Annotated in this window: 14 protein-coding genes; 10 read left to right on the top strand and 4 right to left on the bottom strand. The window is 67.4% G+C overall.

Annotated elements, in window-relative coordinates:
- Positions 1–3: 3 nt before the first annotated feature.
- Positions 4–1677, bottom strand: coding sequence for a Y-family DNA polymerase (locus tag B2P87_RS18580; protein WP_141891889.1), 1674 nt, complete (start codon positions 1675–1677; stop codon positions 4–6).
- 144 nt (positions 1678–1821) lie between these two features.
- Here B2P87_RS18580 and B2P87_RS18575 point away from each other — a divergent pair, with 144 nt between their 5' ends.
- A complete protein-coding gene (locus B2P87_RS18575; RefSeq protein WP_058285416.1) occupies positions 1822–2307 on the top strand; it encodes a c-type cytochrome in 486 nt (161 codons plus the stop codon).
- A 30-nt stretch (positions 2308–2337) separates the two neighbouring features.
- Here the strand turns inward: B2P87_RS18575 and B2P87_RS18570 are convergent, their stop codons facing one another.
- A complete protein-coding gene (locus B2P87_RS18570; RefSeq protein WP_141891888.1) occupies positions 2338–2955 on the bottom strand; it encodes a TetR/AcrR family transcriptional regulator in 618 nt (205 codons plus the stop codon).
- Between the two features lie 145 nt (positions 2956–3100).
- On the opposite strand from B2P87_RS18570, the gene mbfA reads away from it, so the two are divergent.
- Together mbfA and B2P87_RS18560 are read left to right on the top strand one after the other, a co-directional pair.
- Positions 3101–4075, top strand: a complete 975-nt coding sequence (gene mbfA, locus B2P87_RS18565) for an iron exporter MbfA (RefSeq protein ID WP_082649476.1) — start codon at positions 3101–3103, stop codon at positions 4073–4075.
- Between the two features lie 358 nt (positions 4076–4433).
- Entirely contained in the window at positions 4434–5357 is a 924-nt protein-coding gene (locus tag B2P87_RS18560; RefSeq protein WP_141891887.1) for an AEC family transporter, read from the top strand.
- Here the strand turns inward: B2P87_RS18560 and B2P87_RS18555 are convergent.
- Complete coding sequence (locus tag B2P87_RS18555; protein WP_141891886.1) at positions 5354–5695, bottom strand: cupin domain-containing protein; 342 nt, start codon at positions 5693–5695, stop codon at positions 5354–5356. The genes B2P87_RS18560 and B2P87_RS18555 overlap by 4 nt on opposite strands.
- 226 nt (positions 5696–5921) lie before the next feature.
- Here B2P87_RS18555 and fghA point away from each other — a divergent pair, with 226 nt between their 5' ends.
- From fghA to B2P87_RS18520, 7 genes are all read left to right on the top strand, one after another.
- Positions 5922–6755: an S-formylglutathione hydrolase gene (gene fghA, locus B2P87_RS18550; RefSeq protein ID WP_141891885.1), complete on the top strand. Its 834-nt coding sequence runs from the start codon at positions 5922–5924 to the stop codon at positions 6753–6755.
- A gap of 17 nt (positions 6756–6772) precedes the next feature.
- On the top strand, positions 6773–8275 hold the full coding sequence (gene sthA / locus B2P87_RS18545) for a Si-specific NAD(P)(+) transhydrogenase (RefSeq protein WP_141891884.1): 1503 nt from the start codon (positions 6773–6775) through the stop codon (positions 8273–8275).
- Entirely contained in the window at positions 8272–8727 is a 456-nt protein-coding gene (locus B2P87_RS18540; protein ID WP_141891883.1) for a YaiI/YqxD family protein, read from the top strand. Before sthA ends, B2P87_RS18540 begins: the two co-directional genes overlap by 4 nt.
- Before the next feature lie 287 nt (positions 8728–9014).
- Positions 9015–9977 (top strand): DMT family transporter, encoded by a 963-nt coding sequence (locus B2P87_RS18535; RefSeq protein ID WP_141891882.1) that lies wholly within the window; start codon positions 9015–9017, stop codon positions 9975–9977.
- Positions 9978–9982: 5 nt separating this feature from the next.
- Positions 9983–10603, top strand: coding sequence for an HAD family hydrolase (locus B2P87_RS18530; RefSeq protein ID WP_141891881.1), 621 nt, complete (start codon positions 9983–9985; stop codon positions 10601–10603).
- Positions 10604–10632: 29 nt separating this feature from the next.
- Positions 10633–11550 carry an ornithine cyclodeaminase family protein gene (locus B2P87_RS18525; RefSeq protein ID WP_141891880.1) on the top strand — a complete coding sequence of 306 codons (918 nt, stop codon included), beginning with the start codon at positions 10633–10635 and terminating at the stop codon, positions 11548–11550.
- Complete coding sequence (locus B2P87_RS18520) at positions 11547–12482, top strand: alpha/beta fold hydrolase (protein WP_141891879.1); 936 nt, start codon at positions 11547–11549, stop codon at positions 12480–12482. Before B2P87_RS18525 ends, B2P87_RS18520 begins: the two co-directional genes overlap by 4 nt.
- 125 nt (positions 12483–12607) lie before the next feature.
- On the opposite strand, the gene B2P87_RS18515 is transcribed toward B2P87_RS18520, so the two are convergent.
- Positions 12608–13852: an MFS transporter gene (locus B2P87_RS18515; RefSeq protein ID WP_141891878.1), complete on the bottom strand. Its 1245-nt coding sequence runs from the start codon at positions 13850–13852 to the stop codon at positions 12608–12610.
- Positions 13853–13989 lie beyond the last annotated feature (137 nt).

The following is a 13989-nucleotide window of genomic DNA, read 5'->3' as shown; positions in this document are numbered from 1 at the left end:
CCCTCACGCAAACGAGCCATGACAGAACCAGCCCGGCGACAGCGCGCCGCCATGGGCGAAGAACAGCCACAGCCGCGTGCCGCAGTCCGTCACCACCACCCAGTAATCGCGCACGCCGCTGCGCCAGGCCGGATCCTCCAGCCACCACTCGGGCGCGATCCGCTCCGGCCCCTCCGCCTCTGCCAGCTGCCAGTCGCGGCCGCGCCAGCGGAAGCGCTCCGGCACCTCAGGCCGCTCCGGCGCATGGACCAGCTCGGGCTGCCAGATCAGCAGCGGCCGCGGCCGCGGCGGCAGCGGCCATGCGCCGGCCGCAGGCTCCGACCAGGCGGCGGCCTGCACGGTGAAGGTCTTTTCCGGAATGTGGCTCTCCGCCGGGTGATAGCGGGTGATCGCCTCCAGCCCCAGCCGCGCGCCCAGGCGGCCGATCAGATCCTCCAGCGCCGCGCCATCCTCCTGCCGTGCCCGCGCTGCGGCGCCCGCTTCGGCATGGCCCGCAGGCGTGCGGGCGTGGATCGCTTCCGCCTGCAGCACCTCCAGCCGCAGCATGTCGATGCCATAGCCCGCATCAATCTGCTCCAGCTTCATCTCCAGCAAGGGCCGGATGCGGTCCGGCGCGCGGCTGGCGCGGGCCAGGCCCACGGTCACCGCTTCCATTGCCTGATCGCAGCGGTGCGCCTCCAGCCGCAGGACACGGGCGCCCTTGCCGCGCGCCTCCAGCCGGGCGCACAGCCGCGGCAGCATCCGGTCGATCCCCGCCAGCAGATCCTCCATCAGCCCGATCGGCTCCGGCAGGGTCAGCCGCACCGCGAAATGATCCGGGCTGCGCGCGGGCGAGACCGGCTCCGGCGCGCTGCCCATCGCCTGATCCAGCCGCAAGACCAGCCCGCGCCCGAACCGGCGCGCCAGACTGGCCCGCGGCTGCCCCAGAAGGTCGCCGATCCGCCGCAGCCCCAGCCGGTTCAGCTGTGCCACCGTGGCGCCATCCAGCCGCAACGCCGCCACCGGCAGCGGGGCCAGCGCGCCATAGGCCTGCCCGGGTTCGGCAATCCGCCCCAGCTGCGGCACCACCGCCTGCAGCTGCGGCGCGGCGCCGCCCCGGGTCCAGTGGCGGCGCTTAACGCTCTGGCGCTTCTGCGCCCGGGCGCGGGTGGCGCGCGCCTCCTGGTCGATGGCGTCGCCGCTGCGGTCCGGCGCCGCCTCCTCGCCTGCGTAACGCGCCAGCGCCCAGGCCGCGCCCAGGGTATCGGCCAGCCCCATCTGCACGCTCAGCCCCATTTCCGCGCAATCGCGCCCCGCCGCCTCCATCAGCGCCGCCTCGCTGCCGAACAGATGCGCGCAGCCAGTGAGGTCGATGGTCAGCCCGTCGCGTTCCGCCTCCGCCACCCAGGGGCTGAACTTGCCCGCCCAGCGCCTCAGCGCGGCCAGGAACGCCGCCTCCGCCGCCGGGTTGCGCGGCCGCACCGTCAGACCTGCGCACATCGCATGGGCATCGCGCAGCGGCTGGCCGGGCTGCAGCCCCTCCGCCAAAGCGGCGGCGTTTAACGCGGAAATAACCTGCGTGTTGGAGACTTCCTCGGCAACGGCCAGCGGCCCGCCGATGCCGCCGCGCTCTGCCCGCAGAATACGCTCCGCCCCAAGGCGCGGAAACCAAAGCGAAAGAATGCGGCGGTGGGGCATGGCAGCAGGCGCAGGGCAACGGTCAGGACAACAGGGCAGGCAAGGGGCAGCAGGGCCGGAAGGCCGCCAGATAACGGGAGGCACATACGGCGTGTTCTTATTTTGTTCTCATTTCTCGATTCGGTCAATCCGTGCGGAGGCATCGTGACATCTTTCCGCCTGCACAAAGCCGTGGCGCTGGTCGTGGTGATCATCGCCCTGGCCATCGGCAGCACCGCCCCGGTGACCGCCCGGGACAGCAGCAGCACCAGCAAGCATGTGGCCAAGCGGATTGCGCTGATGACTTCGCAAAAGGCCGCCATGGACGTGCTGACCGGCATGGCTGCCGGGCGCAGCACCTTTGACCGCAGCCAGGCGCGCGCGGCCCGCAAGCAGCTGATCCGGTCCACCGGCAGCATCCGCAAGCACTTCCGCAAGCCGCATCTGGACCCGCGGTCCAACGCCCGGCCGCTGATCTGGCACGCGTGGAAGGATTTCAAGGCCCGCGCCGGCACCGCCGAAGCCGCGGCCAAGGACCTCAACACCGGCTCGCTCAGCGGTCTGCGCCGCACCCTGCCCGGCCTGATGCAAAGCTGCCTCAGCTGCCACGAAACCTATCGCAGCACGCCCAACAGCTTCACAACCCACTGACCGGACCGCCGCCCCCGCGGGGCCGGTCTCTCAGGCGCCGAACCGCGCCAGGAACGTGTCGATGGCGCCGCTGATCACCCGCTCGCGCTCGGCCTCGGTGAACTCGGTGTCGATCTTGAACAGGAACCGCAGGAAAACATCCGCCTTGCAAAGCTCGATGAATTGCGCGGCGGCCAGATCCGCATCCTCGATCTTCAGCTCGCCGCGCGCCGCAGCGGCCTCCATATAGTCCTGGATCTCCCCGTGCAGCGTCATCGGACCGCTTTCGTAGAACATCGGCCCCAGCTCCGGGAACCGGTCGGCCTCGGCCACGAAGATGCGGAACAGCTGCAGGCTGAAGCCGCCCAGCAGCACCCCGTGCACCCGCTCCGCCGCCGCCCGCAGCACCTCCCGCGGCCCGCGGCTGCCCGGCGCCAGCTCCAGCGAAGCGTCCGCCTGCTGCACGCAGGCAGAGCGCACCACCTCCATGAACAGCACCCGCTTGTCGGGGAAATAGCTGTAGAGCGTCGCCTTGGAGACCCCCGCCGCCCTGGCGATGTTGTCGACGCTGGCGCCTTCAAATCCATCCGCCAGGAACACCTCGCGCGCGCCCTCCAGGACCTGGTCGAATTTCCGGCCGGTGCGCAGGACGCTGGCTTGCTGGTTCATAAGGGCTCCTCGGGATAGGGGCTGCGGCTCGCAGGATCTGTCTCTAATGTAATCCGCACCGCCTCTTTGCAACAAGGCTGGCGCGCCATCTTGCGGCGGCACAGCGATCCGCTATATTTAGAATAATTCTAAAAGAGGGCGGATTATGCGGTTTTTCACACAGCGCAAGCACTTTTCGGACCTGACCGGGCAGGAGGTCCTGGCCCTGGCGATTGCCTCCGAGGAGGACGATGCGCGCATCTATCGCAGCTATGCGGCGCGGCTGCGGGCGGACTACCCGGCAACCGCGGCGATGTTCGACGGCATGGCCGCCGAGGAGGACGAGCACCGCGCCCGGCTCATTGCCCTGCACGAGGACCGGTTCGGCCCGGCGATCCCGCTGATCCGGCGCGAGCATGTGGCAGGCTACTACGCCCGCCGCCCGGTCTGGCTGATGGAGAACCTGAGCCTCGACCGCATCCGCGACGAGGCCCGCGCGATGGAACGCGACGCCGAACGCTTCTACACACACGCCGCCGCCCGCACCCAGGACGCCGCCACCCGCAAGCTCCTGGGCGACTTGGCCGCGGCTGAGGCCGGCCATCAGGCCCGCGCCGGCGCGCTTGAGGAGGCGCATCTGGACGCCGATACCCGCGAAGATGAAGACCGCGCCGCCCACCGCCAATTCGTGCTGACCTGGGTGCAGCCGGGGCTGGCCGGGCTGATGGACGGCTCGGTCTCCACCCTGGCGCCGATCTTCGCCACCGCCTTTGCCACCCAGGACACCTGGACCACCTTTCTGGTCGGCATGGCGGCCTCGGTCGGGGCCGGCATCTCGATGGGCTTCACCGAGGCCGCCTCGGATGATGGCGAGCTTTCGGGCCGCGGCTCTCCCATTAAACGCGGGCTGGCTTCCGGCATCATGACCACCGTGGGCGGCCTTGGCCACGCCCTGCCCTATCTGATCCCGGAATTTTGGACCGCCACCACGCTGGCCCTGCTGATCGTGTTTGTGGAGCTGTGGGCGATCGCCTGGATCCAGAACAAATTCATGCAAACCCCGTTCTGGCGCGCCACCATGCAGGTGGTGCTGGGCGGCGCCCTGGTGCTGGGCGCAGGCGCGCTGATCGGCAGCGGCTAGAAACGCAGCGAGGCCCTCCCGCCCGCTCCGGAGCAGCCAAAGGCTGCCCCTCCCCGGTTGGGCCCGGCAGCGCTGACGCGCTGCGGGGGCGTATTCCCCCACTGGGCTTTCTTGGGTCAAGGGCGGCGCCGCCGCCGCGCCTTAGCGCGGTTCACCCTTGACGCAGGAAAGCCCGGTCACACAATTGACCAGGCGCTCTCAGCAAAAACCCTGCCCCGTGCGCAGCACGGGGCCACGCCCAACTGCGAAGGGCATTCTTCGAATGACCATGAACAGGCGGGAGCACGCCCCTCGCCTGCTCAAAGCCAGCTTAAAAAACAGCCTTTGCCAATTGGTCAGCCCTTGTTACCAATCCCCCATGGCCGAGATCTTTTTCCGCACCCTGCCCTTCTTCGCAATCATCGGCCTTGGCTACTGGGCCGGGCGCAGCCGCTTCTTCACCGAAGACGCCACCGCCTATCTCACCCGCTTCGTGTTCTACTTCCCGCTGTCGGCGATGATCTTCGGCTTTGCCGCCAACCTGTCCTTTGCCGAGGTCTTCGACCCCACGCTGATCCTCGGCTATCTGGCGGGCACCCTGGCGGTCTACCTGCTGGTGACGGCCGTCGCCGTGATCCGCGGGCTGGACGTGCCCACCGCCGCGGTGGAGGCGCAATGCGCGGCGATCGGCAATGTGGGGTTTCTGGGGCTGCCGATGATGGCGATCCTGTTCGGCCCGGCCTCCGCGGCGCCGATGATGGTGGTGCTCAGCGTCGATCTGGTGGTGTTCTCCTCGCTGATCGTCATTCTGATCAACGCGGGCCGCGGCCAGGGGCTTGGTCTGGCGACCCTGAAACTGGTGGGGCTGGGCCTGCTGAAAAATCCGATGATCCTGTCCATCGTTGCGGGCCTTGCCTGGTCAGCCTCCGCGCTGCCGATCCCGGAGCCTGCAAACGATTTCCTCACCATCCTCGGCGGCGCCGCCACGCCCGGAGCCCTCTTCGCCATCGGCGCGTCGCTGGCCTCGAAATCGGCGGAGCGGGTGCAGGTCGCGGGCTGGCTCAGCTTTGCCAAGCTGGTGCTGCACCCGGCCTGCGTCGCCCTCGCGGTGCTGTGGCTGATCCCCGCCGCACCATTCTCAGCCGCCGTTGCCATCGCTGCTGCATCGCTGCCGGTGGCGGGCAATGTCTATATGCTGGCGCAGCACTACGGCGTGGCCCCGCACCGGGCCTCCGCCGCCATCTTCATCTCCACCATTCTGTCGATCGTCACCGTGCCGGCGGTGATCGCCTGGGTTTCCTAAAGCCGGATCACATAGTCCTTGCGGGTGGTCTCGATCACCTCCCAGGTGCCGCTGAAGCCGGGCCGCAGGATGAAGCTGTCGCCTGCCGCCAGCGGGTATTCGGTGCCGTCGTCGCTGGTGATCACCGACCGCCCCGCCAGGATCCGGCAGTATTCCCATTCGTCATAGGATATCCGCCACTTGCCCGGCGTCGACTGCCAGATGCCGCAGTACAGCCCGTCTAGCTCCTCCGCGTTCCAGGTGGTGAACACCGGATCGCCCGCAAGCACCTTCTCCGGCGACGGGCGCTCCACCTCCGCCTCCGCAGCCTCCGGTGTCAGCCTCAGAAAATCGCTCATGGCCCTTGGCCTCCCTGTTGTTCTGGCGGCAGACTGTCCCGGTTTTCGCCGCCGCTGTCCAGAACCCCAGGCGCGGCGGCTGCCGCCGCCAGCCGCCCAAAGCCCCGGATGTTTGCGGTTTCGCAAGCCTTCTGCCGCAAAAACCGGCCTTGCCGCCGCCCTCCCGCTGGACGCTGCGGCAATCTGCGGATAGCGATAGGGCTAACAGATTTGAGGAGCCTCACCCATGGAAACCGTTTCCGAGAACCGCGCCTTTGGCGGCACCCAGGGCGTCTACAAACACGCCAGCAGCGCCACCGGCGGCGACATGACCTTCGGCCTGTTCCTGCCGGAGGAGGCCAAGGACGGCCCGGTGCCGGTGCTGTGGTATCTCTCGGGCCTCACCTGCACCCATGAAAACGCGATGACCAAGGCAGGCGCCCAGGCCTGGTGCGCCGAGCAGGGCATCGCCATCGTCTTCCCCGACACCTCCCCCCGCGGCGAGGGCGTGGCCGATGATGAGGCCTATGATCTGGGCCAGGGCGCAGGCTTCTACGTGAACGCCACGCAACAGCCCTGGGCGCCGCATTTCCAAATGTGGGACTATGTGGCGGAGGAACTGCCGGCACTGCTGGGCGACACTTTCGCAATCGACCTGGACCGCCAGGCGATCACCGGCCATTCCATGGGCGGCCACGGCGCGCTGACCCTGGCGATGAACCTGCCGGGCCGCTACAAATCGGTCTCTGCCTTCGCGCCGATCTCCCACCCGACCCAGTCGGACTGGGGCCGCAAGCAGCTGAACGCCTACCTGGGCGACGATGAATCCGCCTGGGCCAAGCACGACGCCACCCTGCTGATGCGGGACAAGGGCTTTGACGGCCCGCTCCTGATCGACACCGGCACCTCCGACCAGTTCATCGACCTGCTGAAGCCCGAAGCGCTGGCCCATGCGGTGGCCGAGCGCCGCCAGCAAGCCATCCTGCGGATGCAGCCGGGCTATGACCACAGCTATTTCTTCGTGTCGACCTTCATGGAGGAGCATATCTCCTTCCACGCCGACGCGCTGTACCAGAACTGAACACAAGGAACGCGGCCATGAGTGACGAATTTGATTATGACCTGATCATCATCGGTTCCGGCCCCTCGGGCCGCGCCGCCGCCATCCAGGCGGGCAAGCTGCACCGCCGGGTGCTGGTGATCGACCGCAAGGACCGGCTGGGGGGCGTGTCGGTGCACACCGGCACCATCCCGTCGAAGACCCTGCGCGAAACCGTGCTGAACCTCTCCGGCTGGCGCGAGCGCTCGTTTTACGGCCGCTCCTACCGCGTCAAAGACCAGATCGGCGCCGAGGATCTGAAGGCGCGCCTGCACATGACCCTCGATTACGAGGTTGACGTGCTGGAGCACCAGTTCAACCGCAACCACGTCGACACCCTGAACGGGCTGGCGAAATTCATCGGCCCGAACGAGGTCGAGGTGGCCACCGAGGCCGGCGAATCCACCCGGCTGACGGCAGAGAAGTTCCTGATCGCTACCGGCACCCGCACCTACCGCCCGGACTACGTGCCCTTCAACGGCAAGACCGTCGTCGACGGCGACGAGTTCCTGGAAATGGCCGGGATCCCGCGCTCGCTGGTGGTCATTGGCGCCGGCGTCATCGGGGTGGAATATGCCACCATGTTCTCCGCGCTGGACGTGCGCGTCACCCTGATCGAGCCGCGCGAGACCTTCCTCGACTTCATCGACAAGACCCTGATCCAGGACTTCACCCACCAGATCCGCGAAAACGGCGTCGACCTGCGGCTGGGGTCTGCGGTGGAAAGCATCGAGGACGCGGGCGAGCATATCGAGGTGTCGCTGGCCAACGGCCGCCACGTGCGCGCCGAAATGCTGCTGTTCGCGGCCGGCCGCATGGGCGCCACCGAGGCGCTCAACCTCGATGCCGTGGGCCTCAAGACCGACCACCGCGGACGCCTGTCGGTCGACCGCAAGACTTACCAGACCGCGGTGCCGCATATCTACGCCACCGGCGACGTGATCGGCCACCCGTCGCTGGCCTCCACCTCGCTGCAGCAGGGCCGCGTCGCCGCCTGCCACGCGCTGGAAACCCCGACCCTGCCGGAAAGCCCCTGGTACCCCTACGGCATCTATTCGGTGCCGGAAATGTCCACCTGCGGAATGTCCGAGGAAGAGCTGAAGGAGCGCGGCATTCCTTACGAGGTCGGCGTCGCCCGCTTCCGCGAAACCTCGCGCGGCCACATCATGGGGCTGGAGCACGGCATGCTGAAAATGCTGTTCTCGCTGAAAACCCGCCGGGTGCTGGGCGTGCAGATCGTCGGCGAAGGCGCGACAGAGCTCATTCACATCGCCCAGGCCGTTCTGAACCTCAAGGGCACGGTGGATTACTTCGTGCAGAACACCTTCAACTACCCGACCCTGGCCGAGGCCTACAAGATCGCCGGTCTCGACGCCTTCAACCGGATGCCAATCCCGGAGGAATTCAAGGTCAGGAAACCCGCCCGCAAGGCCAAACCGGCCTCCAAGGCAGAGGCTAAGGCAGACGCCAAACCCGCGGCTGACAAAAAGGCGGCAGAGTGACCGCCCTCTACATCGACGCCGACGCCTGCCCGGTGAAGCAGGAGGCCGAACGGGTCGCCACCCGCCACGGGCTGCGCATGTTCGTGGTCTCCAACGGCGGGTTGCGCCCCTCGCAGAACCCGCTGGTCGAAAATGTGATCGTGGCCGAGGGCGCCGATGTGGCCGACATGTGGATCGCGGACCGCTGCGGCCCGGGCGATGTGGTGGTGACGGGTGACATTCCGCTCGCCGCCAAATGCATCGAGGCCGGCGCCCGCGTGCTGCGCCACAACGGCGAGCGCTTTACCGAAGCCAACATCGGCCAGCAGCTGGCAATGCGCGACCTGATGGCCGACCTGCGCGCCGCCAACCCTCTGGGCGCAGGCGGCAGCGGCAAGGGCTTCACCAAGGCCGACCGCTCCCGCTTCCTGGATGCGCTGGAGCGTGAGCTGCGCGCCGCCAAACAGGCCTGATCCCGGGTCAAGGCTCCGCGCCAGCGGACCGTGCGCAGCACGGCTTGGCCTTGAGGCGGGCGCAGGCCGTCGAACACTCGGGCAGGCGCGTTCGGGGGCAGACCTGCCCCTGAACCGCTTCTCAGCAAATCACTAAGCCTTTTCCCACAGCTGCCACTCAGCGTTCTGCGGCCCAAAATTCCGGCCCGGAATTTTGCCCGGAAAAATTGCATTTTTACGCCCCCTCCCATTGCCCGGCCACACCAAATCCGCCACTGATCAAACTCAGGGAGCAGGAGGCGGCACAGATGAACGCAGAGGTCAAAGTCAGCGTCCCCGGCCTGTTTGCCGCGGCAGGCGCAGGCATTGCCTTCTCCGTCATCGACATGATCTTCAAATTCCTGTCCGGCGATTACCCGCTGTACGAGGTCGTCCTGTTCCGCTCCGTCATCGCGGTGGCAGTGATGCTGGCCATCATCGTGCCGCTTGAGGGCGGCTACCACCTGTTGCGCACCCACCAGCCCAAGCTGCACCTCGCGCGCTGCCTTGTGGTGTTCTTTGCCAACATCTTCTTCTTCACCGGAATCGCCATCCTGCCGCTGGCCGAGGCTGTGGCCATCGCCTTTGCCACCCCGCTGATCGTCACCGCCCTGTCAGCGCTGTTCCTGGGCGAGCGCCCCGGCCCCTGGCGCTGGGGCGCGGTCTTTGCCGGTTTTCTGGGCGTGCTGATCATCATGCGCCCCGGCCCCGGCAGCTTCCAGCCCGCCGCCATCCTGCCGCTCCTCGGCGCCTGCGGCTATGCCACCCTGCACGTGCTGACCCGCCGCGCAGGCGGGACAGAGGCCGGCGCGACGCTCGCCTTCTACCCGATGATGGGCTTCCTGATCCTCAGCGCCCTGGCCGGGCTGATCTTTGGCGACGGCCGCTTTGCCACCGGCGGCAGCCCCGCCTTCGGCTTCCTCCTGCGCGCCTGGATCTGGCCTGCCCCCCAGGACTGGCCCTACCTGATCGGGGTCGGCTTGGCCGGCTCCATCGGCGGCTACCTGGTCAGCCAGGCCTACCGCATGAACGAGGCCGCACTGGCCGCGCCTTTTGAGTACATCGCGATGCCGATGTCGGTCCTCTGGGGTGTTTTGATCTTCAACGAATGGCCGGATCCGGCGGTCTGGGCCGGCAGCGCCCTGATCATCGCCTCCGGCCTGGTCTCCGTCTGGCGCGAGACCCGCCGCAACCGCCCCGCCCCGCGGCCCCGCCCGCGCGCAGAAGGATGACCGCGATGCCCATCAAAGCCGTCGTCTTCGACATCGGCCGCGTGCTGATCGAGTGGGAGCCGGAACGCTTCTACGACAGCCGCATCGGCGAAGCCCGCCGCCGCCAGCTGTTCGAACAGGTCCCCCTGCACGAAATGAATCTGAACGTCGACCGCGGCCACCCCTTCCGCGGCAGCGTCTATGCGCTGGCGGACCAGCACCCGGACTGGGCCGTGGAAATCCGCTGGTGGCACGATTGCTGGCTGCAGATGGTGCCGCGCGCTATCCCCCGCACCGTCCGCCTGATGCAGGCGCTGCAGGCGCGCGGCACGCCCGTTTTTGCCCTCAGCAACTTCGGGGCGGAGACGTTTGAGCTGGCCTGCGAAACCTACCCCTTCCTGCGTGGCTTTGACCGCACATTTGTCTCCGCGCATCTGAAATGCGTCAAGCCAGAGCCGGAAATCTATGCCATTCTCGAACGCGAAACCGGGGTGGCGCCGCAGCATCTGCTGTTCACCGACGACCGCCCCGAAAACATCGAGGCCGCCCGTGCGCGCGGCTGGCAGACCCATCTGTTCACCGCCCCCGCGCCCTTCGCGGCCCGGCTGGTGCAGGCCGGGCTGCTGACAGACCAAGAGGCCGCCTGAGACGGCACATGCAGAAGGACAACAGGCACATGACCATCCCGTTCATCCCCTTTGAAGAGGGCGAGGCGCTGCTCGATTGGGTCAGCTTCACTGATGCGCTGGCCGCCAGCCACAATCTGCCCAAGGCAGAGATCGGCGATACCTTCCTCTACCGCGACCCCGACACGCTGCTCAGCCGCTCCGCCTGGATCGACGGGCTGGGCCTGGCGGTGAAAACCGCCAACATCTTCCCGCGCAACCCGGACGCGGGCAAGCCGATGGTCAACGGCTCCGTCTGCCTCTACTCCGACACCGACGGCACCCTTGAAGCCCTCGTCGACTTCCACCTCGTCACCAAGTGGAAGACCGCCGGCGACAGCCTGCTCGGCGCCTTGCGGCTGGCCAACCCCGACGCGCAGGAGGTGCTGATCGTCGGCGCCGGAACCGTCGGCGCGTCTCTCATTGAGGCGTTCGGGGCCGGTTTCCCGCAGGCGCAGATCCGCGTCTGGAACCGCACCGCCTCCAAGGCGCAGGAGCTTTGCGCCCAGTATCCCGGCACCAACCACGCGCCCGATCTGGAACCCGCCGTCAAGGCTGCCGACATCATCGTCACCTGCACCATGTCGTCCCAGCCGGTGATCCAGGGCGGCTGGCTCCGCCCGGGCCAGCACCTCAACATGATCGGCGCCTACCGCCCCGACATGCGCGAGGCCGATGACGCGGCGCTGAAACGCGCGCAGATCTACTGCGACAGCTTCGACACCACCCTCGACCACATCGGCGAATTCAAGATCCCGCTGGCCGCAGGCACCATCCAGCGCAGCGACGTGCTGGCCGATTTCTACGCCCTGGACAGCTTCCCGGCCTATGACCCGTCCCGGATCACCCTGTTCAAGAACGGCGGCGGCGCCCACTTGGACCTGATGACCAGCCACCACATCCTGCAGAAGTGGCAGAGCAAGCCATGACCTGGCTGCTGCTTTCCGCGGCAGCCCTTCTGATCCTGATCCTTGCCCCGCCGCTGCGCGAACGGCTGCGCAAGCCGATGAACGCGGCGGCGCGGCAAACCGCGCCCGGCGCCTTTGCCCGGCTTTCCGGCGGCCTCACCCATTACCGCTGGCAGGGGCCGTTGCGCGGCCCCGTTGCGGTCTGCGTTCACGGGCTCACCACGCCTTCCTATGTCTGGAACGGCGTCGCCTGGGGTCTGGCCGCCATGGGCTACCGGGTGCTGACCTACGACCTCTACGGGCGCGGCTTCTCGGACCGGCCCGGCGGCCCGCAGGACCGCGCCTTCTTCCTCACCCAGCTGGAGGAGCTGCTGGCGGATCAGGAGGCGGGTAATGACGTTACCCTGATCGGCTATTCCATGGGCGGCGCCATCGCCACCGCCTTTGCCGCCGCCCATCCCGGCCGCCTGCGCGAGCTGATCCTGCTCGCCCCGGCCGGCTTCGGCCGCAGCCCGGACCGGCTCACCCGGATCATCCGCGATGTTCCCCTGATCGGAGACTGGCTGATGCACGCCCTCTACCCGGCCCTGCACATCCGCGGCACCCGGGCCGGGCGCAATCTGCCCTCCTCCATCCCCGGCATCACCGCTTTGCAGCAGCAGGAGCTGCGCTACCGCGGCTTCATTCCCGCGGTGCTCGCCTCGCTGCGCGGCATCCTGAACCAGGATTTCACCGAAGAGCTGCGCAGCCTGCACAGCAAGGGTGTGCCGGCCCTGGCCATCTGGGGCCAGGAGGACGCGGTGATCCCGCCGACCTCCCCCGGCCGCCTGGCCGAACGCGCCCGCTCGGTCCGGCAGGAGGAAATCGCGGGCGCAGGCCACGGCCTGCCCTATACCCACACCGATGAGGTGCTGGAGATCATCGCCCAAAACCACCGCCGCGGCCTCGGCTGACCCAACCCGCCAGTTTCATCTTTCCGGAAATACTCCGGGGGCTGCCATTGGTGCGCCATTGGTTCAAGCCCAATGGCAGCGGGCCGGCCCCGGTCCCGCCGAAGCCCCGGAACAGACCGCTGGCGTTATGCCGCCAGCGCCGCCGGCGGCAGCGGCCGTTCCTTCACCGGCAGATGCACAATCGCGCTGAACGCCCCGACCGCCACACCGATCCACCAGACCATGGTGTAATCGCCATAGGTGTCATACATCCGCCCGCCCAGCCAGACGCCCAGAAAACTGCCCAGCTGGTGGCTGAAGAACACGATGCCGTACAGCGTGCCCATGTAGCGCAGCCCGTAGATATGCGCGACCAGGCCCGAGGTCAGCGGCACCGTCGCCAGCCACAACGACCCCATCGCGACCGAGAAGACGATGACGCTCAGCGGCGTGACCGGGAACAGGATGAAGGCTGCCGCCGCAATAGTCCGCCCGGTATAGATCGCCGCCAGCAGGTATTTCTTGGAATACCGCTTGCCCAGATAGCCCGCCAGCAGCGTACCCCCTACATTGGCCGCCCCGATCAGCGAAATCGCCGCCGCCCCCAGCGCCGAGGTGGTGGTGATCCCGATCGCATGCAGCGCCCCGCCCGGCAGGATCGGCCCGCACATCTCGGTCACGAAGGCCGGGAAATGCGCGGTGATAAAGCCCAGCTGATAGCCGCAGCTGAAAAAGCCCAGGAAGATCAGCGTATAGGACGGATCCTTGAACGCCTTCATCAGGATCGCGCCCATGCTCTCTTCCAGCTCCGCCTTGCTGGCCGCTTCCGGCGCCCGCATCAGCGGCAAGGTCAGGATAAGCGCCAGCACCACACCGGCAAAAATCAGGAACACGCTCTGCCAGCTGAGGAAGCCCAGCATCCACTCCGCCGCCGGCGCCCCGAAAATCTGCCCCGCCGAGCCGGCAGCGGTGACCACCGCCAGCGACATCGAGCGGTTCTCATCGGAACTTGCCCGCCCCACAACCGCCAGCACGACGCCAAACCCGGTGCCCGCAATGCCAAACCCCACCAGCCACTCATAGGCCTGCATCTCAAACGGCGTCGTGGACCAGGCGCTCAGCACAAGGCCTGCGGCATAGACGATGGCCCCCATGACAATCGCCTTGCGGTCGCCGATCTTCTCGGCAATGGCGCCGAAAATGGGCTGCCCGATGCCCCAGGCCAGGTTCTGAATGGCAATCGCCAATGAGAACTCCGACCGCAGCCAGCCGAACTCCTCGGCAATCGGGATCTGGAACACGCCAAACGACGCGCGCACCGCAAAGCTCACCATGATGATGATGCAGCCCACGATCAAAACGGGGGTAAACAGCGGCGCGGAACGGTCCATCGGCTTTCTCCTGACAAGCTGCGGAACACTCAGGGAAATTTGCCGGCCGGTCAAATCAGGAATTTTGCGCACATGATTAAGAATATTTGATGCGAGGCGCACAAACTCCCCGGACCCGCCGCTGTTTCAATCTTGAT

Origin of the sequence: Leisingera sp. UBA4491, assembly GCF_002388965.1 — a bacterium.
GTDB classification, from domain to species: domain Bacteria; phylum Pseudomonadota; class Alphaproteobacteria; order Rhodobacterales; family Rhodobacteraceae; genus Leisingera; species Leisingera aquaemixtae.
The sequence above is the reverse complement of the archived record's forward strand: the minus strand, read 5'-3'. Positions and strand labels throughout refer to the sequence as shown.

Excerpts from the sequence above, each read along its gene's own strand:
- B2P87_RS18525 (WP_141891880.1), top strand. The coding sequence starts at position 10,633 with ATGACCATCCCGTTCATCCCCTTTGAAGAGGGCGAGGCGCTGCTCGAT.
- B2P87_RS18580 (WP_141891889.1), bottom strand. The coding sequence starts at position 1,677 with ATGCCCCACCGCCGCATTCTTTCGCTTTGGTTTCCGCGCCTTGGGGCG.
- B2P87_RS18570 (WP_141891888.1), bottom strand. The coding sequence starts at position 2,955 with ATGAACCAGCAAGCCAGCGTCCTGCGCACCGGCCGGAAATTCGACCAG.
- B2P87_RS18515 (WP_141891878.1), bottom strand. The coding sequence starts at position 13,852 with ATGGACCGTTCCGCGCCGCTGTTTACCCCCGTTTTGATCGTGGGCTGC.
- B2P87_RS18530 (WP_141891881.1), top strand. The coding sequence starts at position 9,983 with ATGCCCATCAAAGCCGTCGTCTTCGACATCGGCCGCGTGCTGATCGAG.
- B2P87_RS18520 (WP_141891879.1), top strand. The coding sequence starts at position 11,547 with ATGACCTGGCTGCTGCTTTCCGCGGCAGCCCTTCTGATCCTGATCCTT.
- fghA (WP_141891885.1), top strand. The coding sequence starts at position 5,922 with ATGGAAACCGTTTCCGAGAACCGCGCCTTTGGCGGCACCCAGGGCGTC.
- B2P87_RS18555 (WP_141891886.1), bottom strand. The coding sequence starts at position 5,695 with ATGAGCGATTTTCTGAGGCTGACACCGGAGGCTGCGGAGGCGGAGGTG.
- sthA (WP_141891884.1), top strand. The coding sequence starts at position 6,773 with ATGAGTGACGAATTTGATTATGACCTGATCATCATCGGTTCCGGCCCC.
- B2P87_RS18560 (WP_141891887.1), top strand. The coding sequence starts at position 4,434 with ATGGCCGAGATCTTTTTCCGCACCCTGCCCTTCTTCGCAATCATCGGC.
- mbfA (WP_082649476.1), top strand. The coding sequence starts at position 3,101 with ATGCGGTTTTTCACACAGCGCAAGCACTTTTCGGACCTGACCGGGCAG.
- B2P87_RS18535 (WP_141891882.1), top strand. The coding sequence starts at position 9,015 with ATGAACGCAGAGGTCAAAGTCAGCGTCCCCGGCCTGTTTGCCGCGGCA.